This is a genomic window from Streptococcus sp. 27098_8_76, from assembly GCF_041432315.1.
In the GTDB taxonomy this organism is placed as follows: domain Bacteria; phylum Bacillota; class Bacilli; order Lactobacillales; family Streptococcaceae; genus Streptococcus.
This window is the reverse complement of sequence record NZ_JAPVZI010000005.1, coordinates 60,953-86,027: the sequence shown is the minus strand read 5'-3', so window position 1 is coordinate 86,027 and position 25,075 is coordinate 60,953. Positions and strand designations below refer to the sequence as shown.

Genomic DNA, 25,075 nt, shown 5'->3' with positions numbered 1-25,075 from the left:
GATTTTTTGCATAGTTTCACAAAGGTTTCAATTTCTCGAAATCGGTGTAAATGTGTCTGTTTAAATGTCATGATATAGTTCAATTCTTTCTGGGTCAGCATCTTTCCTCCTACATCTTCTTATTCGTAAAAGACAAGAAAAATAGAACTGGTTTGTGTCCTCAGTCCTAGATTTCTTATAAGATAGGGGCGAATAACTGGGCAATTTCTTTTACAAGCTTTTGATACCAGCTATTTTTTATCGTATGAGGGAAAATTTCTTGCGATGCTGAAAAAATCTCTTGAAAATCTTTTTGAATCTCAGCGATTGATTCTGTTTTATATAGCAAGACTGCATTTTCATAGTGATGAAGCAAACTTCTATAATCTAAGTTAATGGTTCCAACTGCAGCAAAGTCCTTATCCACTAGGATTTGTTTACTGTGGATAAAGCCTGGACTATACTCAAAAATCCTTACTCCTGCTGACAACAAATCCGGATAGGCCCCTCTTGTGATGAGTTGGATTAATTTCTTATCTGGAATGAAAGGGGTCACAATGCGGACATCAACACCCCTCATGGCCGCATTTTTAATACTCTCTGTTAAGTCATAGTCAATAATCAAATAGGGTGTTGTGATATAGACTGAATCAGTAGCCTGATTAATCAAACTTTGATAGACTTTTTTCCCTACCTGGGTACGGAAGATGGGCTTGGGTCCACTACCGTAAGGGATGCAGAGCCCTTGGCCAGAACAAGGCTGATTTTCCAAGTGATACTGGTCAAAATCGCTGATTTCCCCACGATTGATGTACCAAGTCATCAAAAAGAGACGGGTGAGAGCCTTGACACCAGGGCCATCTAAGCGAATCCCACTGTCCTTCCAGTATCCAAAACGTTCTACATGGTTGATGTACTCATCAGCTAAGTTAATACCTCCTGTATAGGCTACCTGACCATCTATGACAAGGATTTTCCGATGGTCCCGATTGTTGTAAGCCACCGTCAAGCGAGGAACCACCTTGTTAAACTTATGTGCTTCAATTCCTCGACTACGAAGCTGAATAGTATAGTCTCCAGGCAAAGTCGCCATACAGCCGATATCATCATAGAGCATCTTGATCTCTACACCCTGAGCTGCCTTTTGCTCTAGTATATCTAGTATGCTATTCCACATCAGACCTTCTTCGACAATATAGTACTCTAGAAAGATAAACTTTTCAGCTTTCTTGAGGTCTTCCAACATATATTGCCACATGCTTTCACCCGAAGAAAAGAATTGTGAGTCTGTTCGATCATAGACATCGGCGTTACTATCCATACTTAACAAAGATTTGATAACTCCGTAAGCCGCCTTATCCTCTTCCTTCAATTTCTGGCGGAGAGTTTTACTGTTATCCTCCCGAAAATGCATAGAACCAAGTCTATCTAACTGCTTGATTTCTTTTTTGGACAATCGCCTTTCACCAAACATCAGATAGAGCAAGGGGCCAATGACAGGAACAAAAGTCACCACTAACCACATTACTTTACTTTCAGGCGCCATTGAGCGATTGACAATCGCTACGATAGTCGCCATACTCATAAAAATTAAGACAATTACCCATAGAATAGGGGCCATACGCCCTAAATAGAGAAAGAGACCAAAAACAAGAAAAAGTTCAAGTAGCATAATCGAAAGACTAAAGCCATACTTGGACATCAATAATTGAAATTTTCTATATTTCATATCCCCTCCTTGATAGTTTGAATGCTAAAAACAGGTAATTGATACTAGTATAACTCAGGTATTCGGTAGAAGGCAAGTATTTATAATCATTTTTCTGAGCAAAAGCAAAAGAGACCGAAAATTCCAGTCTCCTCCTAGTCTATTTTGATAAAACGATGCGATCAAACGCTTCTCTATCCATATCATCAATAATCATCTGACTGCCATTGATTGCATAAATCTTGACATCATCCCCAATAATCATGCGTTGATTGACTGCATCGAAGCTAACCTGCTTGATTTCTTGTTCCCCGTCAGTTTCTACCTGTATCCATGTACCAGTTGTTCCAGTTACCACTAAAGTGATACGGTCTCCTTCGTCCTGACCAGTATAAGTTCCATCAATATTAGTTGGTTGAGCCTCAGGCGCATTTTGTGAAGAACTTGTCGTTGCCTGGTTTGTATTTGCTGTGGAAGATGAAGCAACAGGTTGTGATTGCGGTTGAGCTGCTGGTTGTTGAACCTGTTGAACTCTTTGTGAACAAGCTACTAAGAGACTAAGACTTGCTAGAGAGGTCAATTTATCTGCTCATGCCCCAGTATGTGGCTCCGTACTTCTGAGATAAAATAGAGAGACCCTGTAATGAATAACAAGTCCTTGGTATCGGCTCTTTCTTCAAAACTGCTGATAAATTCTCGGTAAGAGGGAATTACATGGTAACCTGTTACATCTGTCTCATCCAGAGAACCTTGATAGTCAAAACCAGTCACCTTGAGTTCCACCGGAGGCAAATTCTCAGTCAGATAACCTAACATCCCTTGATAATCCTTACGTTTCAAGGCTCCAAAGAGGATTTGAGGTCGATAGCCTTCCTGCTCTTTTTCTTTGACAAACTCCACCAGGCGAGTCAAGGCAGGGAGGTTATGAGCACCATCCAAGTAAATCTGAGGACGAATACGCTCCAAACGCCCAGCCCAATGGGTCTTCTCCAAAGCCTGTCTTACAACCTGCTCATCAACAACTTCCTTTCCTTCCCTCATAAAAAGAAGAAACGTTTGCAACGCCAAGGCCGCATTTTCCTGCTGATAAGCTCCTTCCAATCCTATTTTCAACTGCGAAAAAGTTCCCAAAGAACTTGAAAAATCGCCATTCAGCATTGAAAAATCCTGACCTGCCTGATAAAGGTCAACAGCTAAAGATTCGGCTTTTTTCTGACAGACAAGCCTAGCTTCTGGAGCCAGCTTAGCAATCACTGCCTTTTTACCAGCCTTGAAAATACCAGCTTTCTGCTCTGCGATTGCTTCTAGACTATCGCCCAAGGTCTCCTGATGGTCAAGCCCAATGGAAGTGATGACAGCAATCTCTCCAGTGACCACATTGGTCGTGTCTAGTAAGCCACCAATTCCCACTTCTAGTAAAACCAAGTCCACCTCTTGCTCCCTAAAATAGAGAAAAGCAATCAAGGTCAGCAATTCAAAAAAGGACAACTGGTCATGGGTTTGCAGAAGCGTTTTCTCCATCTCCTTGACCCGCTCAGCCAAACGGATGAAGTCTGCGTCAGCTATTAGTTGCCCATTAATGCAGATTCGGTCATTGATGGATACGATATGAGGGGAGGTAAAGGTCGCAACTTTTTTGCCATGTCCCATAAATAACTCCCTCATAAAAGCAATGGTAGATCCTTTCCCATTAGTCCCTGTTACGTGGATAATAGGGTAAGACCGCTCAGGATTTCCTAACAAATCCACCGCTTGCTGTATTCGGCCCAAACCTGATCGAAAATTCAAACCAATCCGACTATGGAGCCATTCTTCTACTTCAAACATACACATCTCCTTGACAAAAGTCTAATCAATTATCTAGCAAAATTCCGTAGATAACAAAAAATGAGGTCAGGATTTTCGTCCCGACCTCTTACCTGGTTAGCTAATCACTAGCAACTATGAATATTAACTTGGGCTAAAAACATCCACTGGATGTTCCAACTCTTCCAATTTCTAGGAGTTGGAGTAAAAATATCCCCCGAACTTACTGACGGTTTTTATTTTTAGCGTAAGGCTAAAAACGTCCCCCGGACTTACCAGTTCTCTCTTATTTTAAGGAACTGGGGTAAAAATGTTCACTGGATATGCCTGCGTTTCTATTTTCTAGCGCAGGGCTAAACACGTCCACTGAACGTTCCAACTCTTCCAATTTCTAGGAGTTGGGGTGATACAGTCTCCCAGACTGTATCACTCCTCCATAAAACTATTGAAGACTTCTTCAATCATGTTCCATTCGTCTTCTGAGTCTTCTGGGATTGGTTGCAATTCGCCTTCTGTTCCATCTTCGTTTTCGATGAATGAGTAAGCTTGGATTTCAACTTGTCCGTCTTCGTCTTCTTCTGCGTTAACTGGTACTAGAAGAACATAGTTTTTACCAAATTCTTCTTTTCCGTCAATCGTCAAAAGGATTTCAAACAAGGTTTCATTTCCTTGCTCATCTACTAGTGTGATTAGTTCACGTTCTTCGTGGTCGTGGTTATGATCGTGTGACATAGCCTCTCCTTTATATTAAAATTTTCTATCTAAATAATTTTGTAAAATCAGCTGAGCTGCTAACTTATCAATGACTTTCTTGCGCTTATTGCGACTGATATCTGCTTGTTCAATCAACATGCGCTCTGCAGCCACTGTTGTCAAGCGTTCATCCTGATAGTCTACTGGTAAACCAAAAAGCTCTTTTAGCTTTGCTCCGTATGCCTGACTAGCTTCCACGCGCGGTCCGCTTGTATTGTTCATGTTTTTAGGTAAGCCCACTACAAATCGTTCCACCTTGTAAGCATCAACCAACTCCTTAACGCGGTCAAAACCAAATTGGCCTTGCTCCTCATTGATTTGGATGATTTCAAGTCCTTGGGCTGTAAAACCGAGTGGATCGCTAATAGCCACCCCTACCGTTTTTGAACCGACGTCCAATCCCATAATTCTCATAGGTTATAGATCGACTCCTTGTCCTTTAAGGTAGTAGCGGACCAATTCCTCAACGATTTCATCACGCTCATACTTACGGATTTGATTTCGTGCATTATTATAACGAGGAACGTAGGCAGGGTCTCCACTCAATACGTAACCTACGATTTGGTTGATTGGGTTGTAGCCCTTATCGTTCAACGAAGCATAGACATCAGTCAAAGTTTCGCTAATTTCTTTTTTATTGGAATCGTCCAATTTAAAACGTACTGTTTCTTCAGTAAATCCCATTCTAACACCCTCTTTCCTTAGAATAGTACCATTATAGCATAATTCCTTACGTTCTACAATTCAGGCAGTCTATTTATTTGGATTTTCTATTGTTCTGTCGCGCCATTTGCCAATCTGTCTGAAATATATTTGCTTGGTTCATTCTTCAAAAGATTTTCTAAGCCAATATTCTTCAAATATTCTAACTGAGAAGCCTTCTTGACATCCAGAACTTGAAAATCAAAACTAGTCGTTGTTTGAAGTTCCGTTGCGCTCAATAGTTTAGTTTCAAGCTTAAATCCTGCTAATTTGCGAGCTTCTATGATAGACTCATCCTTCTCCTCCGCCTCAAGGAGAGCTTTTTGAGTTTCTTCCACACCATGTTGGTCAATATAGGTCTTCAACTCATCTGAGACTGGACGCTTTTGTTGGATGGTTAGGTTCAAAAAAGTTTTGTCTTTATAAGTAATGGTTTGAGTTTGCTGGCTACCATCATCTGACTTGGGCAAGATCAAAGTCTTGGTTACAACTGTATTCTTCTCAGCATTTTCAATAACTGGCAATGCCGACTGAAGCGTATCCTTTTCTGTTTTTGTAGCTGGTCCAGTTTCTTTTTTCTGTCCGCAACCAACCAGGACAAAAAGGAAAGCTAGACTAACAAGAACTATTTTTTTCATTTCTTTCTTCTTTCTTTTTGAAATTAAAATAGAATAAGACTGGGAGTTGCTCCCAGCCTTGATGTTTATAGAGCTGCACGCAAACGTGCTTCTGCATTTTCTACATTACGGACAGAGCGTGGTAGGAAGGCACGAATATCGTCTTCCTTGTAGCCAACTTGTAGGCGTTTTTCATCCACAAGAATTGGGCTCTTTAAAATTCTCGGTGTTTCCATAATCAGATTGAGGACTTCATTGACACTCAAATCTTCAATATCCACTCCAAGGGCTTTGGCATAGCGATTTTTAGACGAAACGATGCTGGCTATTCCGTTATCTGTTTTTGTCAGAATATCCAGTAATTCTTCTCGCGTAATTCCTTCTTTACCAAGATTTTGTTCTTTATAACTTAACTGGTGGGCATTGAGCCAGGTTTTTGCTTTTTTACAGCTAGTACAACTTGAGACTGTATAAATTTTAATCATGTACCTACCCCTTTCGCTACATGTTACTATCAGTTTAGTCTATTATACCATAAAAAACATCCGACTTGCGACCTATTTTTAAATTTTTTTGACTTTTTTCGTCATTTTCGTACTTTTTTCTTGACAAAATGAAATTTACAGCCATTCTTGATATTTCTTGATATAGATTTTTTTCACAATTGTCACGCTAATCATATACAAAATAATGATGAAAAGTAAAAAGATGAAATAAATCGATTTTAAAGGAGTTAGATGGAGAAGGCTAGCTAGTGGACTGTAGGGAAGGAAGGTCACAAAGGCTGCAGCCAATAAGGTTGTCACAAGGACTAGCCAAGCTGGACGACTTTGTAAAAAGGGAATTTTAGCTGAACGCAGCATATGGATAACCATGGTCTGTGACCACATGGACTCGATAAACCAACCTGTCTGAAACAAGACAATAAATCCTACGGCAGACTCCGCTCCATGGACATAGGCTTGACCTGTCGTCATGGGTACAATGATAAAATAGAGCAAAATAAAGGTCAAAATATCAAAGGCAGAAGAGATAGGCCCCATCCAAACCATGAAACGTGTGATAGACTTGGCTTCCCAGGTATGCGGATTTCTCAAAAAATCTTTATCCACCTTGTCAAAAGGCAAGGCAATACAAGACAAATCATAAACTAGATTTAGGATAATCAAATGGACTGGTGCCATTGGTAAAAATGGCAAAAAGATTCCAGAGACCAATAGGGATAAGATATTTCCAAAATTAGAACTCACTGTCATTTTGATATATTTAGTCATATTGGCATAGACCTTACGCCCTTCAACAAGTCCTTTTTCAAGCACCATGAGATCCTTATCAAGTAGGATAACATCAGCCGTTTCTTTGGCAATATCTACTGCTGTATCAACAGAAATCCCCACATCTGCAACTTTCATAGAAGGAGCATCATTGATTCCATCTCCCATATAGCCGACAGCATGACCATTAGCCTTAAATTGCAAAATAATCCTCGCTTTTTGGTCAGGTGAAAGTTTGGCAAAGACTGTTACCTCCTCTACGGCTTGGGCCAATTCTTGATCACTCATCTGATCAATTTCAGATCCTAACAGCATCTGATTGATATCCAGACCAACCTTTTCACAGACTGCTTGAGTAACTTTTTCGTTGTCTCCCGTCAAAATCTTTGTTTGAACTCCATGTTCTAACAGAGCCTTAATTGCTGGTGCTGCAGATGATTTAGGAGGGTCTAGGAAGGCTAAATAACCAGTTAGAATCATATCCCCTTCATCATCAACTGTATAGGCATGACCTTCCCTCAAACCTGACTTATAGGCTACTCCCAAGACACGCAAACCTTGTTGATTTAGCTGTCGGACTTCTGCTAAAATTTCTTCTCTAATAGCATCTGTCAAGGGAGTAATCACTCCTTGGTATTCGGCATAACTGGAAATCGTCAACATTTCCTCTAGGGCACCCTTGGTTACCAAACTAACAACTTCGTGTTCATCCTTAACGATAACACTCATACGTCTACGTTCAAAATCAAAGGGAAGCTCATCTATTTTTTGAAAAGTTTGAGCCAGATTTTGCAAGAGGGCGTGTTCTTTTGCTTCCTTTTCAGTCCGTTTGATGATGGCTCTGTCCATCAAATTTTTCAAGCCTGTTTGAAAATAAGAATTGAGATAAGCTCGTCTCAAGACGGTCAAATCCAAGCGTCCGTGGATGTTCAAGGGATATTCAAGGACAATTTCGTCTTGGGTTAGAGTTCCTGTCTTATCTGTACACAAAATATCAATCGCCCCTAAGTCCTGTATGGCATTGAGTTTCTTGATAACCACTTTTTCCTTGGCCATAATGATGGAGCCTTTTGCTAGACTGGCCGTGATAATCATAGGAAGCATCTCAGGTGTCAATCCAACACCAACACTCAAAGCAAATACGCCAGCTTCCAGCCAGTCACCATCTGTTAAACCATTGGACAAGAAAACGATGGGCACCATGACCAGCATCAAACGAATTAAGAGCCACGAAATACTATTCATCTCCCGTTCAAACGAAGTAGGCTCATCATAGGTGTTCAAAGTCTGCTCAATGGCCCCCATCATGGTATCATCACCAACTGCTAAAACCACGGCCTTGGCACTACCAGACAAGACATTGGTTCCCATAAAGGCGAGCGCTTCTGCTTCTAGCAGACTATCAGATTGTTGAACTGTTGCCTTGGTCAAGGCCAATTTTTCAACCGATTCACTTTCACCTGTCATGCCAGACTGTTGTACAAAGAAATCGCGCGACTCAAATAAAAGAAGATCTGCTGGAATCATGTCTCCAGCGCTTAATTTAACCACGTCACCCACTACCAAATCATCGATAGGTACTTCTTGGATTTCTCCTTGACGAATGACAGTCGCTGTGTTGACAATCATTTTTGATAGATTGGTCGCAGCCTTATCACTACGGAGTTCTTGGACAAAGCGTATGCCACCAGAAATGAGGACTAGGACAACGATGATAATAGAAGTCGTCGGATCCTCTTGACCTGGTTTTGCCAACCAGACATTGGTCACCAAGGAAATCACGGCGATGACCAGTAAGATGATCGTAAAAGGATTGATAATGGATTCGTAAATCTTTTTGAGGATACTGTCTTCTTGACCCTTTGTGATGGTATTTTCGCCATATAGGTCACGATTTTTCTCCACCTGCTCCTCAGTCAAGCCTGTTAGACTTGTCTTATAAAAAGATAGAGTTTCGTTTAAAGATGTATGAATAGCTGTTGCTAATCTTTCTTTTGTAGTTTTCATTGGTTTCTCCTATCTGTATGAATGATGTGTTTCATACACAGAGACCAATCACTTTATAAGGGCAGAACGACACAAATCAGCGATTGGCTGTGTATGTGCGGTTCCGGATGATCGTCAATTTGCATCGTCTATCTCCTTTCTTTGATTTAAACAGTAGAAAATCCCACCATAAAATGGCAGGATTAAAAAACTAATTATCTGTTTTTCGTTCAAGCTTTAACTCCATAGGGCAATGTAATGAGCTTAGTCTTGGCCTTCGCGACCAGGACTGTTGACCAACGAGTAGTGTCTCCACTGCTTTGCGGTAGTCATCCGTATCCCTATGGTAGCCTCACCTACCGTTTTCGTCTTTCAGTATAAACCTTTAAAATTTAAAAGTCAATCATTTGAGTTGTTTAACTCTTAAATAACTATCAACTCTTTTGGAGCAAGGGTCAATAATTCACAACCTGTCTCTGTAATCAGGATATCATCCTCGATACGAACGCCATATTTGCCTTCGATATAGATACCTGGTTCATCGGTCAATGCCATACCTGCCTTAATAGTTTCTGTAGAAGTCTGGCTAAAGTAAGGTTCTTCATGAATATCCAGTCCAATACCGTGTCCAATACCGTGGGTAAAGTAGTCGCCATAACCTGCCTCGATGATAATATCACGAGGAATTTTGTCAAAGTCTCGGAAACCTAATCCTGCCTTAGCCTGATCAATCAAGGCTTGGTTAGCTTTCAAAACCGTATTGTAAATCTCTGCTTGCTCGTCGCTAACATGCCCTAGATAGATAGTCCGTGTCATATCACTGACATAGTGGTCATAAAGGCAACCGAAGTCCATTGTAATGGCTTCTCCTAGCTCCACTGGTTTGTGCATAGGATGGGCATGGGGTTTGGAAGAATTGATACCGCTAGCTAGAATTGTGTCAAAAGACAAGCCAGATGCTCCCAACTCACGCATGCGGAAGTCAAGGAAGTTGGCAATCTCAATTTCAGTCTTTCCTGGCTTAATAAAGTCAAGCGCATCGCGAAAAGCTTGGTCTGAGATAGAACAAGCCTTGCGAATAGCTGCAATCTCCGCCTCATCCTTAATCATTCGAAGACCCTCAACAAACTGAGTCTGTGGAAGCAAGTCAATTCCTTCAAAGGTTGCCTGCATACGATGATAATAAGAGACCGAAATCTCATCTTCAAAACCGATTCGAGACAAGCCCATGTCCTTAACAATTCCTGCAATAACAGCTAATTCATCGCGGTCAGCTACAATCTCAAAGCCACTGGTTTCTTGCTTGGCTGCAATGATATAGCGAGAGTCTGTCACCAAGACCTGACGGTCACGGCTGATAAAGACTGTTCCGTTTGAGCCCCAAAAACCAGTCAAATAATAGACGTTTTTAAGGTTATTGATGATGATACCATCTAGTTCTTTTTCTTGCATTTTATCTAGAAATGCTTGTACGCGTTTATTCATGATGTAATTTTCCTTTCAAATACTGTCCTGTGTAGCTGGCTTGGTTAGCCGCTACTTCTTCTGGAGTTCCTGTTGCGATGATGGTTCCACCACCGACACCGCCCTCAGGTCCCAAGTCAATAATATGGTCTGCCGTCTTAATAACATCTAGATTGTGCTCGATAACAAGGACTGTATTGCCATCGTCTACAAAGCGAGCCAAGACTTTAAGCAAGCGAGCGATATCCTCGGTATGAAGCCCTGTCGTCGGCTCATCCAGAATGTAGAAAGATTTTCCTGTCGAGCGTTTGTGGAGTTCACTAGCCAGTTTCATACGCTGGGCCTCTCCCCCAGAAAGGGTGGTAGCTGGTTGCCCTAGCGTTACGTAGCCTAGCCCTACATCCTTGATAGTCTGGAGTTTGCGTTGAATCTTAGGAATGTGTTGGAAGAACTCCACCGCATCGTTGACAGTCATGTCCAAGACCTGCGAGATATTTTTTTCCTTGTAGTGAACTTCTAGGGTTTCACTGTTGTAGCGGGTTCCGTGGCAGACCTCACAAGCCACATAAACATCTGGTAAGAAGTGCATCTCAATCTTGATAATCCCATCACCTGAGCAGGCTTCACAACGACCACCCTTGACGTTGAAACTGAAACGCCCCTTCTTATAGCCTCGAATCTTAGCTTCATTTGTCTGGGCAAAGAGGTCACGTATATCGTCAAAGACTCCCGTATAGGTAGCCGGGTTGGACCTCGGCGTTCGTCCGATAGGGCTCTGGTCAATGTCAATCAAGCGGTCTACATGCTCAATCCCTGTTATGGTCTTGAATTTACCAGGCTTGTCTGAATTACGGTTGAGCTTCTGGGCAATAGCTTTTTTGAGGATGCTGTTGATTAAGGTCGATTTCCCTGAACCTGATACACCTGTCACCGCGATGAATTTTCCTAGTGGGAAGCGAGCAGTAACATTTTGCAAGTTGTTTTCACACGCTCCTGTCACTTCGATAAAACGACCATTTCCGGTACGGCGCTCTGTTGGCACTGGAATAGCACGTTTACCTGACAAGTACTGGCCTGTGATAGACTTACTGTTACGAGCTACCTGTTTAGGCGTACCTGCCGCAACAATTTCCCCACCAAAAACACCGGCACCTGGACCAACGTCAATCAGATAATCCGCCTCACGCATGGTATCTTCGTCATGTTCCACTACTATGAGAGTATTGCCCAAGTCACGCATCTTTTTGAGACTGGCAATCAGACGGTCATTATCCCTCTGGTGAAGACCGATTGACGGCTCGTCTAGGATATAGAGAACACCTGATAGGTTAGAACCAATCTGGGTTGCCAAACGAATACGCTGACTTTCTCCGCCTGAAAGAGTTCCTGCCGAACGTGACAGGGTCAGATAGTTAAGACCCACGTTATTAAGGAAAGTCAAACGGTCCTTGATTTCCTTGAGAATAGGCCGAGCAATGATGGCTTCATTTTCAGACAAGGTTAGCTGGCTCACCAAGTCCAAGTGGTCTGCGATAGATAGGTCTGAAATTTCTCCGATATGCGGCCCTTGCTCACCACCAACACGGACAGACAAGGCCTGGTCATTGAGACGATAACCGTGACAGGTTCCGCAAGTCAGCTCATTCATGTAGAGGCGCATCTGGGTGCGGGTGTAGTCACTATTAGTTTCATGATAGCGACGCTTGATATTATTAACAACTCCCTCAAAAGGAATATCGATATCGCGCACGCCACCAAATTCATTCTCATAGTGGAAATGGAATTCCTTGCCATCAGACCCATAGAGAATCAAGTTCTTATCCTTTTCTGACAAGTCTTCAAAAGGCTTATCCATATCCACTCCAAAAGCTGTCATAGCCTGTTCTAGCATGTTTGGATAGTAGTTGGATGAGATAGGATTCCAAGGAGCTAAGGCTCCCTCGCGTAAGGTTTTGCTGGCATCTGGCACCACCAAATCAGTATCCACTTCTAGCTTGATACCCAAACCGTCACACTCACTACAAGAGCCAAAAGGAGCATTGAAGGAGAAGAGACGAGGCTCTAACTCTGGAACAGTAAAGCCACAAACTGGACAGGCATAATGCTCAGAGAAGAGTAACTCAGAATCGTCCATGGTGTCAATAATGACATAGCCTTCTGCGATACGAAGGGCAGCCTCAATGGAATCAAAGAGACGACTACGGATACCATCCTTGATGACAATACGGTCAACTACGACATCAATATTGTGTTGCTTGCTCTTAGACAACTCTGGCACTTCGGTCACATCATAGACTTCCCCATCCACACGGACCCGAACATACCCATCTTTCTGAACCTTCTCGATAACACTCTTATGTTGGCCTTTTTTCTTGCGGATAACAGGGGCCAAGATTTGCAGGCGCTGGCGTTCAGGTAACTCTAAGACCTTATCCACGATTTGCTCCACAGAAGAAGCCTTGATAGCCCCATGCCCGTTGATACAGTAAGGCGTCCCCACACGCGCGTAGAGGAGACGCAGATAGTCATTGATTTCAGTCGTGGTTCCCACCGTCGAGCGAGGATTTTTACTAGTCGTTTTCTGGTCGATGGAAATAGCTGGGCTGAGACCATCAATAGCATCTACATCAGGCTTCTCCATATTGCCCAAAAACTGGCGAGCATAGGCTGATAGACTCTCTACATAGCGACGTTGTCCCTCCGCATAGAGGGTATCAAAGGCCAGACTGGATTTCCCTGAACCTGACAAGCCAGTCACGACAACCAACTTGTCTCGCGGAATCTCCACATCAATATTTTTTAAATTATGGGCACGCGCCCCATGAATGACAATTTTATCTTGCATCTTTGTTCTTTCTAGTCCATTATTGCTTACCATTATACCAAAAAAAGTGAGATTCTATTACCCAAAAGGCTGAATTTGTAGTATAATAGTACGGTGTGAAAAAATCTGAAAAATGAGAAAGGATAAGGGATATGAAACAAGTTTTTCTCTCTACAACAACTGAATTTAAAGAGATCGATACGCTTGAACCGGGTACTTGGATCAATCTCGTCAATCCGACTCAAAATGAATCACTCGAAATCGCTAACGCCTTCGATATTGATATTGCCGACCTTCGAGCACCGCTCGATGCGGAAGAAATGTCTCGTATTACGATTGAAGACGAGTACACCCTGATTATCGTTGACGTGCCAGTCACGGAAGAAAGAAATAATCGCACCTACTACGTAACCATCCCGCTTGGTATTATCATCACCGAGGAAACCATTATCACTACGTGTTTGGAACCATTACCAGTCCTTGATGTCTTTATCAACCGTCGTTTGCGTAATTTCTATACCTTCATGCGTTCACGTTTTATCTTCCAGATTCTCTATCGCAATGCAGAGCTTTACCTAACGGCCCTTCGTTCAATCGACCGTAAGAGTGAGCAAATCGAAAGTCAACTGCATCAATCAACTCGTAATGAAGAATTGATTGAGCTCATGGAATTGGAAAAAACCATCGTCTATTTCAAGGCTTCCCTCAAAACAAATGAGCGTGTGATTAAGAAATTGACCAGCTCAACAAGTAATATCAAGAAATACCTTGAGGATGAAGACCTGCTTGAAGATACCCTGATTGAAACCCAACAGGCCATCGAGATGGCAGACATTTATGGAAACGTCTTGCATTCTATGACAGAGACCTTCGCCTCTATCATTTCTAACAACCAGAACAACATCATGAAAACCTTGGCCCTTGTGACCATCGTCATGTCCATCCCAACCATGGTCTTTTCTGCCTACGGGATGAACTTTAAAGATAATGAAATCCCCCTAAACGGCGAGCCAAATGCTTTCTGGTTAATCGTCTTTATCGCCTTTGCTATGAGTGTCTCGCTCACTCTCTATCTCATCCATAAAAAATGGTTCTAAGAGGAGTTCCTATGTCTCAGATTAATCTACAAAAATTAACCAAGAAAAACCAAGAATTTGTCCACATTGCTACCCAACAATTCATCAAAGATGGGAAAACAGACGCTGAAATCAAGGCTATTTTTGAGGAAGTCATTCCCCAAATCCTTGAAGAGCAAGCCAAGGGTACGACTGCTCGTTCCCTCTACGGCGCACCGACCCACTGGGCTCATAGCTTCACTATCAAAGAGCAATACGAAAAAGAGCATCCAAAAGAAAATGATGATCCAAAACTCATGATTATGGACTCAGCTCTTTTCATCACTAGCCTCTTTGCCCTCGTCAGCGCCCTCACAACTTTCTTTGCGGCAGATCAAGCTTTCGGCTATGGAGTTGTCACTCTCCTATTAGTTGGACTGGTTGGTGGATTTGCCTTCTACTTGATGTACTACTTTGTTTACCAATACTATGGACCAGATATGGACCGCAGTCAACGCCCACCTTTCTGGAAATCTGTACTAGTTATCCTAGCTTCTATGTTCCTTTGGTTGCTTGTCTTCTTTGCGACAAGCTTCCTACCAGCTAGCCTTAACCCAGTACTGGCTCCAGTCCCACTGGCTATTATCGGAGCAGTTCTCCTAGCCCTTCGCTTCTATCTCAAGAAACGCTTGAACATCCGCAGCGCAAGTGCAGGACCAACACGTTATTAAGAAGAATGATAAAAGCAACTGCAGGTGCGGTTGCTTTTTCACTTACTTTTTTGAGTTATACTCAATGAAAATCAAAGAGCAAACTAGGAAGCTAGCTGCAGGTTGCTCAAAGCACAGCTTTAAGGTTACAGATAAAACTGACGTGGTTTGAAGAGATTTTCGAAGAGTATTAAAAGCATTCTTCTGAAATCCCACATAGCCCTATCTAATCTTTTATGATAAAATAGGCTCATACTCAATGAAAATCAAAGAGCAAACTAGAAAGCTAGTCGCAGGCTGTACTTGAGTACGGCAAGGCAAAGCTGACGTGGTTTGAATTTGATTTTCGAAGAGTATCAATCTATTTCTAGGAGGATAAGATATGGTTTCTACTATTGGTATTGTTAGTTTATCTAGTGGCATTATCGGAGAGGACTTTGTCAAACACGAAGTGGACTTGGGTGTCCAACGTCTCAAGGACCTGGGACTCAATCCTATCTTTTTGCCCCATTCGCTAAATGGATTAGACTTTATCAAGGACCATCCTGAAGCTCGTGCGGAGGATTTGATGCAAGCCTTTTCTGATGATAGCCTCGACATGATCCTATGCGCCATCGGTGGAGATGATACCTATCGCTTACTACCTTATCTTTTTGAAAATGACCAACTCCAAAAGGTTATCAACCAAAAAATTTTTCTTGGCTTCTCGGATACAACCATGAACCATCTCATGTTGCATAAACTAGGAATCAAGACTTTTTATGGGCAATCCTTCTTAGCTGACATTTGTGAATTAGACAAGGAAATGTTGGCCTATAGCCTTGACTATTTTAAAGAATTGATTGAGACGGGAAGAATCTCAGAAATCCGCCCTAGTGACGTTTGGTATGATGAAAGGACTGACTTCAGTTCCAAGGCTCTAGGAACACCTCGTGTCAGTCATGCAAATACCGGTTTTGAATTATTGCAAGGAAATGCCCAGTTCGAGGGAAAAATCCTCGGTGGTTGCCTCGAATCCCTCTACGATATCTTTGACAACTCTCGATACGCAGATAGCACGGAGCTCTGCCAACAATACAAACTTTTCCCTGACTTGTCAGACTGGGAAGGAAAGATCCTCTTGCTAGAGACAAGCGAAGAAAAGCCTGAACCAGAAGACTTCAAAAAGATGTTGCGGACTTTAAAGGACACTGGCATATTCGAGGTCATCAGTGGACTCCTGGTCGGAAAACCTATGGATGAAACTTTCTATGACGACTATAAAGAGGCACTATTGGATATTATTGACAGCAATATCCCGATTCTCTATAATCTGAATGTCGGCCACGCAACTCCAAGAGCAATTGTCCCCTTTGGGATCCATGCCCATGTAGATGCACAGGAGCAAGTCATTCGCTTTGACTATAACAAAAAATAAATAGTTTCTCTATTTTTGTGCTTTTGTATTCGTTTTCGTTACAATTTGTATCTGAATTTATTGCATTTCGCTAATTTCTATGTTATCCTTTTGAAGGAGGTGTATATGACAAAACAAAAAATTAATCGAATCGTAGGTTCTATTGGTGCCTTTATTGGAATTATAGTATTTATTGCCTACATACCTCAAATTATCGCTAATTTACAGGGAAATAAAGCTCAACCATTTCAACCTTTATCAGCTGCTATATCTTGCTTAATCTGGGTTATTTATGGATGGACAAAGGAACCTAAGAAGGATTGGATACTAATCATTCCAAATTCAGCTGGTGTTATTTTAGGTGGAATCACTTTTTTGACTTCACTCTAACAAATCTAATAGTATATATAAAAAGCTGGGAAAAGTTTCTCAGCTTTTTTCTATATTCTATTCTCAGATATGCGAGTTACCTGTACACACTAATGACCGCTTTTCCACTCACAATCGTTCTCATGGTCATCAACCAGGCCTGCAGCCTGTAGAAAAGACAATACGGCGACTGGGCCTGTGAACTTGAAGCCTCGTTTTTTGAGATCTTTGGCTAATTTCTCAGATAAGGGTGTTTTAGCTGGGGATTGGCGATAATCAGGAACATCGTTAACGACAGTTTTCCCCTCAACAAAAGACCAAAGATAGGCATCAAAAGAGCCGTACTCTGCCTGTAACTGTAGAAAGGTTTGGGCGTTAGCGCGTGTAGCAAAAATCTTGGCTCTATTTCGAATGATGGATGGATTATCCAGCAAGGCTTCCAATTCAGTGTCGGTCATCTCTGCGACCGCTTGAATTTGATAGCTATGAAAGGCTTCTCGGAAAGCTTGGCGTTTGTTGAGTACCGTTTCCCAAGACAGGCCTGCCTGATAGGTTTCCATACACAACAACTCAAACAATGCTTGGTCATCATGGAGGGGCTGGCCCCACTCCTCATCATGATAGGCAATGTAGAGCGGATTGGTCATCTTGACCCACGAACAACGTTTTGTCATGCTCTGCTCCTATTTGACCAACATTTTAAGGGCCGACTTGATATAGTTCTCAGCTGTATCTGTCGTTCCTTCAAAGAATTTTTTGATTTTCTTGAGTTCGGTCGCCTTGTAGCCCAGTGCCAACATAGCTTCCATAGCTTCTTCCAATTCTTGGTTTTCAGCGCTGGTTTGCACTGCCACCTTGGCAGGCAGGTCATCTCCTGCAACTACTACCTTACCTTCCAAGTCCAGCACCATCTGCTGGGCTGTTTTCTTGCCAATTTTAGGGAACTTTGTCAAATAGGTGATGTTCTTGGTTTCGATGGCTTGAACCAAGCCAGCATTGTCATCAGCAGCGATAATAGCGAGAGCTGATACAGGGCCAATCCCAGAGACCGAAATCAGACTGAGAAAGAGCTTTTTCTCGTCTTCTGAGCGAAATCCATAAAGCAGATGAGCGTCCTCACGCACAACTTGATGCACATAAATTTGAGCTTCTTGGTTAACCTGACCTGAATAGGCATAAGGATTGGCCACATGCAGGATATAACCGATACCGTTGGTTTCAAGAACAATGTATTTAGCAGTGATTTTGGTAATGATTCCTTTTAAATATTCGTACATAGTTTTCCTTTTAGTTTAATATTTCCCCAGCTCACGGAGACTGGTGTGATTTTCCTGAATGCGTCGGAACATCTTTTCCATATCCGACTTTGTAAAATGCACCAAAACAGGACGTCCGTGGGGACAGTTGTAGGGATTGTCACATTGAGAAAGCTGATAGAGGAGCTGTCTAGCCGAATGGTCATCGATACGATGGTTAGCCTTGATGGAACGTTTGCAGGACATCATAATAGCCAGCTCTGCTCGGTATTTCTTGATAGAAACTTCCTTGGTCAAGAGGAGCATGTCGCACATTTCATAGATGCCTGACTCGATTTCCTCCTCTTCCATCCAAATAGGATGTTCACGCAGGATAAATTGATTTTCCCCGTACTCTGCTAGAAAGACGCCCACTTCCTCTAAAAGAGGCATTCTTTCCTTGAGACGAAGGGCATCATCCGCAGGAAATTCAAAGATATAGGGCACTAGAAGTTGCTGCTGGCTCTGGTCAACATTGCCAATGCTTTCACGGTACTCCTCGTACTTAACCCGTTCCTGAGCCGCATGTTGGTCTATGATGTACAGCCCATCTCGCCCTTGGGCAAAGAGATAGGTCCCATGCATTTGCCCGAAAAATTCCAATTCTGGGAAGCTTGATGATTCTTCTCGCTCCAGCTTGTCATAAGCCTTATCAAGACTCGCAAGGTCTAACTCTGGGTGATCTAGCTGGTCGTAGTTAGCAAGCTTTCTCTCTGCAAAATGCAGTTTAGCTGGCTTGGTCAATTGGTCCAAGGTTTCCTTGGCAAACAGGGTCAAATCCTGCCCTTCCTCAGTTAATTCTATCTGATAATCAGCCACCTCAGCTTGGCTAGGTCTAGTTGCCTCTGTCTTTTCATAGTAGAGCGTATTTTCTTTGAGTGGGAGAATGGTCTGCTCCACCTTTTGACGGTTGCGCACGGTCGATTTAGCAAGATTTTCTAAGGCATCTGGTATCAAGGTTTGTTCCTTTAGACTATTGGAAATAGCTTCTGAAACCAGGGTCATCAGTTCTTTTTCCTTGGAAATCCGCACCTCTTGCTTGGTTGGATGCACATTGACATCCGCTAGATAAGGGTCAATATGAATGTGAATGACAGCTAGTGGAAAACGGCCTACCATGAGCTTACTTCCGTAACCATCTAAAATAGCACGATTGAGTAAAAAGTTCTTGATATAACGGCCATTGATGAAGAGACTGATATAGTTGCGATTAGCCCGAGTCAACTCAGGCAAGGACACAAAGCCAGAAATTTCGAAATCAAGGTCAGAGTTCTCAATTTCAATCATCTTCTTAGCACTCGCCAAACCGTAAATCCCTGCGATTGCTTGTCGCAGTTGACCAGTCCCTGCTGTCCGCGTCATTTCCTTGCCATCACTAATCAAGCTAAAAGAAATCTCAGGATGGGCCAAGCCCAGACGGTTGACAATATCAATGATATGAGACAACTCTGCTTGCTGGCTCTTCATATACTTGAGGCGAGCAGGCGTATTGAAAAAGAGATCCTCCACACAAACCTTGGTTCCTACAGGACTAGTCGCTGGGATGACTTCTTCAACTTCTCCCCCACGCGCGACTAGCTTGGTCCCATGACTCGCATCATCCACCGCCGTCAACAGAGTCAAGACACTGACGGATGCGATAGAAGGCAGAGCTTCACCACGAAAACCAAGCGTCCGAATCCGAAAGAGATCTGCCTGATTTTTTATCTTACTGGTCGCATGACGACGCAGAGCCAGCTCTACCTCATCGTGGGCAATTCCATGACCATTATCTGTGATTTGAATCTTCTTGAGACCAGCTTCCTCAATCTCAATGATAATCTGGTTAGAGCCAGCGTCAATGGCATTTTCTACCAGCTCCTTAACAACGCTAGCTGGACGCTCGATAACCTCTCCAGCTGCAATCTGGTTTGCCAGCACCTCTGGCAATTCAATAATATGAGACATCTTTCAGCCCCTTTCTGTATCTATTTTCCTAGAAATTGATTAGTGCTATTATACCATATTTCAGATAGGACAGAAAAGCTAACACCACATAGAAGCCAAATCCCTCCACATAGACAAAGTCCCTTGCAAGGGGCTGAAAAATAGTGTTTAATAAAGATATACAGGAAGTGATCACAACCTTGTATAACTAAAAAGGAGAGAAATTTATGAAAGTAGAACTACAGATTAGTGAGACTTACAAGGAGGAAAAGCTGATTGTTCAAGCACCTCAGCCGACAGATAAAGTCCAAAAAGTCATCGAGTTTGCAGAAAATCTGGACCAAAAAGAAACAATCAAAGGAAAGATTGATAATCAGGTCTATCTCGTTGAGATTGGCAAGATTCAACGCTTCTATATCGAGAATCGGAAGGTTCTAGCAGAAACCGCGAGTCAGACCTACAGCATTGATTTGCGACTCTATCAGGTCCTTGAAATTCTGCCAACCAATTTTATCCAAATTTCCCAATCAGAAATCATCAATATCGACTCTATCTCTCATCTCAAGCTCACCCCCAACGGCCTAGTAGAAATTTTCTTGAAAAACGAAAGCTTCACCTACTCTTCACGCCGTTACCTAAAAACCATCAAGGAGAAATTAGAACTATGAAAAAACAAGTATTTCACGACGCAGCTACTGGTGTCCTCATCGGTCTCATCCTCTCTATCATCTTTTCACTCATTTATGCACCAAATACCTACGCTCCACTTAGCCCTGAATCTCTCGTCGGTCAAGTAATGACTCAACATCAAGTTCACGGTGCCCTAATCTTGCTCTACTGCACTCTTATCTGGGCAGCTATCGGTATTCTCTTCAACTTTGGCAAGCGATTATTCAGCCGTGACTGGAGCATGCTTCGTGCCACTCTGACTCATTTCTTCCTTATGCTGGCTGGCTTTGTCCCACTAGCAACTCTAGCAGGTTGGTTTCCTTTCCACTGGTTCTTCTATCTCCAGCTCATTATCGAGTTTGCGATTGTTTACCTCATCATTTGGACTATTTCCTATAAAAGAACATCAAAAAAAGTAGACCATATCAATCAACTCTTGGAGCATAAAAAGTAAGAACCTCATAATAAGCAAATCCGAGAAAGAAACTTCTCGGTTTTTCTTTATCCTGATGCACCTTTCTATCATAGCAGTTATTTTCAGATCTTATTTGTAAATTTTCTGTAATTTTCTATCTTTTTTCAAAATATTCTTGCATTTTCCCAAAGTTTTTTGTAGAATATAGATTACATATCCAGATTATTCTGAAAATTCAAAAAGGAGTATTTATCATGTCGCAAGCTATTTCGTTAAATCAATCAACCTGGACAAGTAAACTAAAAGCAATGGGACCTGGAATCCTAATGGCTTCTGCCGCTGTTGGAGGTTCTCACATTGTATCTTCCACTCAAGCTGGTGGTTCTTATGGGTGGTCGCTACTCCTCTTGGTCATCTTAGCCAATGTCTTTAAATATCCATTTTTCCGTTTTGGTGCTGAATACACCGCTGATACTGGAAAGACTTTGGTTGAAGGTTATGCCGAAAAAGGAAAACTCTATCTCTGGATTTTCTTTATCCTCAATATCTTTTCGGCTATGGTCAACACAGCTGGTGTCGCCATTCTGTGCTCAGCTATCATCGCCAGTGCCTTCCCAATGATCGGTCTGAGCATCACTCAGTGGTCCCTCATTCTCGTTGCAATCATTTGGGCTATGTTACTCTTTGGAGGCTACAAACTCTTAGACGGCATGGCAAAATGGATCATGTCAGCTTTGACCATTGCAACTGTTCTTGCAGTTATCATTGCGGCAGTCAAGCATCCCGAATACAGCTCTGATTTTGTCGAGAAAACACCTTGGCAAATGGCAGCTCTACCCTTCATCGTTTCCCTCTTAGGATGGATGCCTGCTCCTATTGAAATTTCAGCCATCAACTCACTTTGGTCTGCTGAAAAGAAAAAGACCGTCAACTTTAACACAGAGGACGCTCTATTTGACTTTAACGTTGGTTACATTGGAACAGCTATCCTAGCTGTGTTCTTTGTAGCACTGGGAGCATTGATTCAATATCCTACAGGGCAAGCAGTTGAAGCCGCTTCAGCCAAATACATCTCTCAATTCGTGGGCATGTATGCCTCTGTTCTTGGCGAATGGTCCCGTTACTTGATTACCTTTATTGCCTTCCTGTGTATCTTTGGAACAGTTATTACTGTTATCGATGGCTATTCTCGTGTCAATCAGGAATCTCTACGACTGCTAATCAGTCAAAAAGAAGACAGTAGTAAATCTTTGAACATCTGGATGACCATCACTGCTATCATCGGTATCGTCATTATCAAGTTCTTCGCTGGTCAGGTTTCAACCATGCTCCGCTTTGCTATGATTGGTTCTTTCCTGACAACACCATTCTTCGCTCTTTTAAACTACGCCTTGGTAACGCGTGAAAACAAAAATCTTCCTTCTTGGCTCAAACACCTTGCCATTGCAGGATTGATTTTCCTCTTTGGCTTCGCCATCTTCTTTATCTACGCACTCGCAATCGGAAAAGCAGGTTAACGGACAAGCGCGAGATGAATATAAGGTTTCATTTCAAGAGAACATTCAGCAAATATTTCTATGATAAAAAGCATAAGAACAAGGTTTTGAAGACCTGAACTTATGCTTTTTCACCTTCTTAAAGACTGCTTATAATCAAAAAGCAGTTAGCAAATCCCAACTGCCTCTTATAACTACCTTAATTTTCCTTTTCCAACTCATACAAATCCGCAATAATTGCAGCCACATGCTTGATATCTCCCAGCATACCTCGCATTTCAAAGTCAGCCAATACAGGGAAACCAAAACGTTGACTGTATTGTTTAGCTGTCAGACAGTATTGGTTATTAAAGTTACGATTTCCTGAACCAACTACTCCAAAACACTTACTAGCATTGTCACCATAGGCGATAAAATCTCCCACTGGTGTCGTCAAAATCTCGACATCTCCGTTATCCACGCCATTCCCACCTTCTAGGTAAGTCGGCAAAAAAGCGACGTAAGGGTGGTCCATTTCATAGAAATCGTGGCCTTCCTTGACCAAATCCTTGATATGAATCTTTTGAACCTCAATTCCCTCGTACTGGGACAAGAGATAGTCTTTCAAGCGTGTCACAAAACTTTCAGTGTTGCCACTCAAACTAATATAAACTAAAGAAATTGTCTTCATATGTACCTCCATGATTTTATTTTTAATCGAAAAAGAACTACCAAGATTGTATCTTGATAGTTCTTTTTTGTCAATACTTAGGCAAGTTCTTCTGTTTCCTCTTCTTCAGCCAAGGCTTTTTGCTGACGCCACATCTTGTAAAAGACAAAGGCTAGGAAGAGAACATTGATGACGATATAGAGAATGCTAACGGCTTGTGAAATAACACTTATCCCTAAACGCATGGTCTCATCGTGAACTAACTGCACAGCGTCTTGTAAAGTCACATAGCTATAAATCGAACCAATAATGGCTAGCAAAACATAGCCGACATAAGTATAGTTTGCATATTGCAAATTCTTACGAATAAGGAAGACAATCGCTACTACAACTAAAACAGCAGATAGCACAATCAAGGCCATATTAAAAGTAGAATGAGTTGATTCTGCTACTCTATAGGTGTAATTAAGCTGGTCTTCTAATTGCTGAGCACTGACCCCTGCAACTTGTTTCTGAGCGGCACGAAGGGCTTCTTTACTAGGTAAAGGACTCAACATTCCAAACAGAGACATAGCTGAAATAAGGGCAGACAAGATTAGCAAGACCCATAGATAAATCGGTTTCTTTTTCATGATAGAACCTCCTGATGTTATTATTGATATTATAGCACTTTTTGTAAAGGGATACAAATTTTATAGTATCGTTTCTACCTGTTTTCGGTAGGCTTTTGGTGATTTTCCGCACAATTTTCGGAACACTTTATAGAAATATCCAACATTACTGTAGCCAACCGCATAACAAATATCTTCGATACTGTCACTAGTTGAAAGTAAGAGTTGCTGGGCAGCCTTAATGCGTTGTTTGTTTAGTAACTCTGCGAAGGTCGAATTGGTTTCACGCTTAATCAACTGCCCCAGATAGACAGGATTGATAAAGAGATCCTTACTGATATCCTTGAGAGAAAGTTCCTTCTGATAATCACGCCCAATGACTTCCAACACACTGACCACATTTTCATTCATACGATATTGCCCAAAGAATCGAGTCAGAGTTTCCTTGATATAAGGAACCAATTCATCGAAGGATTGAATAGCATGAATGGTTTTGACGATATTCGTCATATCATCAGCTTTGAGATGTTCAAACAAATGGAAAACATCCATGACAAACTGGATAAAAAGCTGTTTGGTAATCGGAACACGCGGTGTATTTTCAAGAACCACCTTCTCCAAGAGGTTCAATTCTTCCACGATTTGATTGAGATTCCCCTGAATGATAACCCTATAAATCGGTTCGTAGTAGGCAAAGAGACTCTGAGACTGTTTTAGATTTACAGAACCGTAAAAGAGAGCTTTCTCAGCATTCAGCTTCCAGCGTTCAAAGTGTTCTTGATAGGGAGCTTCAAAAGGTGTAACGACTAAACCATCTAGGGGTTGGTCAGAAATGAAAATCTGCCAGTCTTGACCCAAGACATAGTAGGGAATGGTGAAGGAACCTTGCTTTTCCTTGGATAGACCTATCCACCAATTCTCCTTATCCCCTAAATAACTAACAAATCCAGCCTCATCTAAATCTTGACTAAGGGTCTGACTTTTCTTTCTTCTCTCGCCGAGCTGACCTGCAATCTTCTCCAGCAGATTTCCTAACTCTACCTTATCAACAGGCTTGACCAGATAGTCCACTACACTAAGGTTCATTGCTCTTTTGACATAATCAAACTCCTGATAACCTGACAGCAGGATATAGGCGGCATCTGGTAAGATCTCTTTCATTTCCCGAATCATATCAAGCCCTGTTTTGTCGGGCATATTGACATCGGAAATGACCACATCGACAGGATTTTCCTGAACATATTCTAGGGCTTCATCGGCATGACTGGCTGTTGCGACGACCTCCATATCCCACTTATCAAAGGGAATCAAACGTTTCAGACCTTCTGTCACCATGTACTCATCATCTACTAATAATACTTTATACATTTT

At 42.1% G+C, this 25,075-nt stretch carries 24 protein-coding genes and 1 riboswitch; of the genes, 7 read left to right on the top strand and 17 right to left on the bottom strand.

What is annotated here, in order from left to right:
• Positions 1–175: 175 nt before the first annotated feature.
• From cls to uvrA, 11 genes are all read right to left on the bottom strand, one after another.
• Positions 176–1,708, bottom strand: coding sequence for a cardiolipin synthase (gene cls, locus O3636_RS04740; protein WP_261194407.1), 1,533 nt, complete (start codon positions 1,706–1,708; stop codon positions 176–178).
• Positions 1,709–1,847: 139 nt separating this feature from the next.
• On the bottom strand, positions 1,848–2,267 hold the full coding sequence (locus O3636_RS04735) for an SP_0198 family lipoprotein (RefSeq protein ID WP_371641977.1): 420 nt from the start codon (positions 2,265–2,267) through the stop codon (positions 1,848–1,850).
• A complete protein-coding gene (locus O3636_RS04730) occupies positions 2,264–3,514 on the bottom strand; it encodes a folylpolyglutamate synthase/dihydrofolate synthase family protein (protein WP_371641975.1) in 1,251 nt (416 codons plus the stop codon). The genes O3636_RS04735 and O3636_RS04730 overlap by 4 nt, the downstream gene beginning before the upstream one ends.
• Positions 3,515–3,919: 405 nt before the next feature.
• On the bottom strand, positions 3,920–4,225 hold the full coding sequence (locus tag O3636_RS04725; protein WP_000017620.1) for a DUF1292 domain-containing protein: 306 nt from the start codon (positions 4,223–4,225) through the stop codon (positions 3,920–3,922).
• Between the two features lie 15 nt (positions 4,226–4,240).
• Positions 4,241–4,660 (bottom strand): Holliday junction resolvase RuvX, encoded by a 420-nt coding sequence (gene ruvX / locus O3636_RS04720; protein WP_371641973.1) that lies wholly within the window; start codon positions 4,658–4,660, stop codon positions 4,241–4,243.
• Between the two features lie 3 nt (positions 4,661–4,663).
• A complete protein-coding gene (locus O3636_RS04715) occupies positions 4,664–4,930 on the bottom strand; it encodes an IreB family regulatory phosphoprotein (RefSeq protein ID WP_000507059.1) in 267 nt (88 codons plus the stop codon).
• An 86-nt stretch (positions 4,931–5,016) separates the two neighbouring features.
• Positions 5,017–5,586: an SP0191 family lipoprotein gene (locus O3636_RS04710; protein WP_219967112.1), complete on the bottom strand. Its 570-nt coding sequence runs from the start codon at positions 5,584–5,586 to the stop codon at positions 5,017–5,019.
• A gap of 65 nt (positions 5,587–5,651) precedes the next feature.
• A complete protein-coding gene (gene spx, locus O3636_RS04705) occupies positions 5,652–6,050 on the bottom strand; it encodes a transcriptional regulator Spx (protein ID WP_000591165.1) in 399 nt (132 codons plus the stop codon).
• Between the two features lie 135 nt (positions 6,051–6,185).
• Entirely contained in the window at positions 6,186–8,846 is a 2,661-nt protein-coding gene (gene mgtA / locus O3636_RS04700; RefSeq protein WP_219967113.1) for a magnesium-translocating P-type ATPase, read from the bottom strand.
• 194 nt (positions 8,847–9,040) lie between these two features.
• Positions 9,041–9,191: riboswitch (M-box (ykoK) riboswitch) on the bottom strand.
• Positions 9,192–9,248: 57 nt separating this feature from the next.
• Positions 9,249–10,310, bottom strand: coding sequence for a Xaa-Pro peptidase family protein (locus O3636_RS04695; protein WP_141230336.1), 1,062 nt, complete (start codon positions 10,308–10,310; stop codon positions 9,249–9,251).
• Positions 10,303–13,134, bottom strand: a complete 2,832-nt coding sequence (gene uvrA / locus O3636_RS04690) for an excinuclease ABC subunit UvrA (RefSeq protein WP_371641970.1) — start codon at positions 13,132–13,134, stop codon at positions 10,303–10,305. Before uvrA ends, O3636_RS04695 begins: the two co-directional genes overlap by 8 nt.
• Before the next feature lie 131 nt (positions 13,135–13,265).
• On the opposite strand from uvrA, the gene O3636_RS04685 reads away from it, so the two are divergent.
• The 4 genes from O3636_RS04685 to O3636_RS04670 all read left to right on the top strand — a co-directional run bounded on the left by O3636_RS04685 (position 13,266) and on the right by O3636_RS04670 (position 16,664).
• Positions 13,266–14,210, top strand: coding sequence for a magnesium transporter CorA family protein (locus tag O3636_RS04685; protein WP_000815623.1), 945 nt, complete (start codon positions 13,266–13,268; stop codon positions 14,208–14,210).
• Positions 14,211–14,221: 11 nt separating this feature from the next.
• Positions 14,222–14,899: a DUF1129 domain-containing protein gene (locus O3636_RS04680; protein WP_371641968.1), complete on the top strand. Its 678-nt coding sequence runs from the start codon at positions 14,222–14,224 to the stop codon at positions 14,897–14,899.
• Between the two features lie 361 nt (positions 14,900–15,260).
• The gene (locus tag O3636_RS04675) at positions 15,261–16,295 is read left to right on the top strand and encodes a S66 peptidase family protein (RefSeq protein ID WP_371641966.1); all 1,035 of its coding nucleotides are present in this window, start codon (positions 15,261–15,263) and stop codon (positions 16,293–16,295) included.
• A gap of 105 nt (positions 16,296–16,400) precedes the next feature.
• Complete coding sequence (locus tag O3636_RS04670) at positions 16,401–16,664, top strand: SemiSWEET family transporter (protein ID WP_000166114.1); 264 nt, start codon at positions 16,401–16,403, stop codon at positions 16,662–16,664.
• A gap of 89 nt (positions 16,665–16,753) precedes the next feature.
• On the opposite strand, the gene O3636_RS04665 is transcribed toward O3636_RS04670, so the two are convergent.
• Genes O3636_RS04665 through mutL form a run of 3 tightly spaced genes read right to left on the bottom strand, consistent with a single transcriptional unit; the run spans position 16,754 to position 19,885 of the window.
• Positions 16,754–17,317 (bottom strand): DNA-3-methyladenine glycosylase I, encoded by a 564-nt coding sequence (locus O3636_RS04665; RefSeq protein ID WP_371641964.1) that lies wholly within the window; start codon positions 17,315–17,317, stop codon positions 16,754–16,756.
• Positions 17,318–17,326: 9 nt separating this feature from the next.
• Positions 17,327–17,920: a Holliday junction branch migration protein RuvA gene (gene ruvA, locus O3636_RS04660; RefSeq protein WP_061438645.1), complete on the bottom strand. Its 594-nt coding sequence runs from the start codon at positions 17,918–17,920 to the stop codon at positions 17,327–17,329.
• 15 nt (positions 17,921–17,935) lie between these two features.
• Positions 17,936–19,885 (bottom strand): DNA mismatch repair endonuclease MutL, encoded by a 1,950-nt coding sequence (mutL, locus tag O3636_RS04655; RefSeq protein WP_371641962.1) that lies wholly within the window; start codon positions 19,883–19,885, stop codon positions 17,936–17,938.
• A 206-nt stretch (positions 19,886–20,091) separates the two neighbouring features.
• Here mutL and O3636_RS04650 point away from each other — a divergent pair, with 206 nt between their 5' ends.
• The 3 genes from O3636_RS04650 to O3636_RS04640 all read left to right on the top strand — a co-directional run bounded on the left by O3636_RS04650 (position 20,092) and on the right by O3636_RS04640 (position 22,465).
• Entirely contained in the window at positions 20,092–20,532 is a 441-nt protein-coding gene (locus O3636_RS04650; protein ID WP_371641960.1) for a LytTR family DNA-binding domain-containing protein, read from the top strand.
• Positions 20,529–20,987, top strand: coding sequence for a DUF3021 domain-containing protein (locus O3636_RS04645; protein WP_371641958.1), 459 nt, complete (start codon positions 20,529–20,531; stop codon positions 20,985–20,987). Before O3636_RS04650 ends, O3636_RS04645 begins: the two co-directional genes overlap by 4 nt.
• Positions 20,988–21,202: 215 nt before the next feature.
• On the top strand, positions 21,203–22,465 hold the full coding sequence (locus O3636_RS04640; protein ID WP_061425497.1) for an NRAMP family divalent metal transporter: 1,263 nt from the start codon (positions 21,203–21,205) through the stop codon (positions 22,463–22,465).
• 178 nt (positions 22,466–22,643) lie between these two features.
• Here the strand turns inward: O3636_RS04640 and nrdI are convergent, their stop codons facing one another.
• The 3 genes from nrdI to O3636_RS04625 all read right to left on the bottom strand — a co-directional run bounded on the left by nrdI (position 22,644) and on the right by O3636_RS04625 (position 25,072).
• Positions 22,644–23,114: a class Ib ribonucleoside-diphosphate reductase assembly flavoprotein NrdI gene (nrdI, locus tag O3636_RS04635; protein ID WP_153192694.1), complete on the bottom strand. Its 471-nt coding sequence runs from the start codon at positions 23,112–23,114 to the stop codon at positions 22,644–22,646.
• 77 nt (positions 23,115–23,191) lie between these two features.
• Positions 23,192–23,725 (bottom strand): ABC transporter permease, encoded by a 534-nt coding sequence (locus tag O3636_RS04630; protein ID WP_261091019.1) that lies wholly within the window; start codon positions 23,723–23,725, stop codon positions 23,192–23,194.
• Between the two features lie 60 nt (positions 23,726–23,785).
• Positions 23,786–25,072 (bottom strand): response regulator, encoded by a 1,287-nt coding sequence (locus O3636_RS04625; protein WP_371641955.1) that lies wholly within the window; start codon positions 25,070–25,072, stop codon positions 23,786–23,788.
• Positions 25,073–25,075 lie beyond the last annotated feature (3 nt).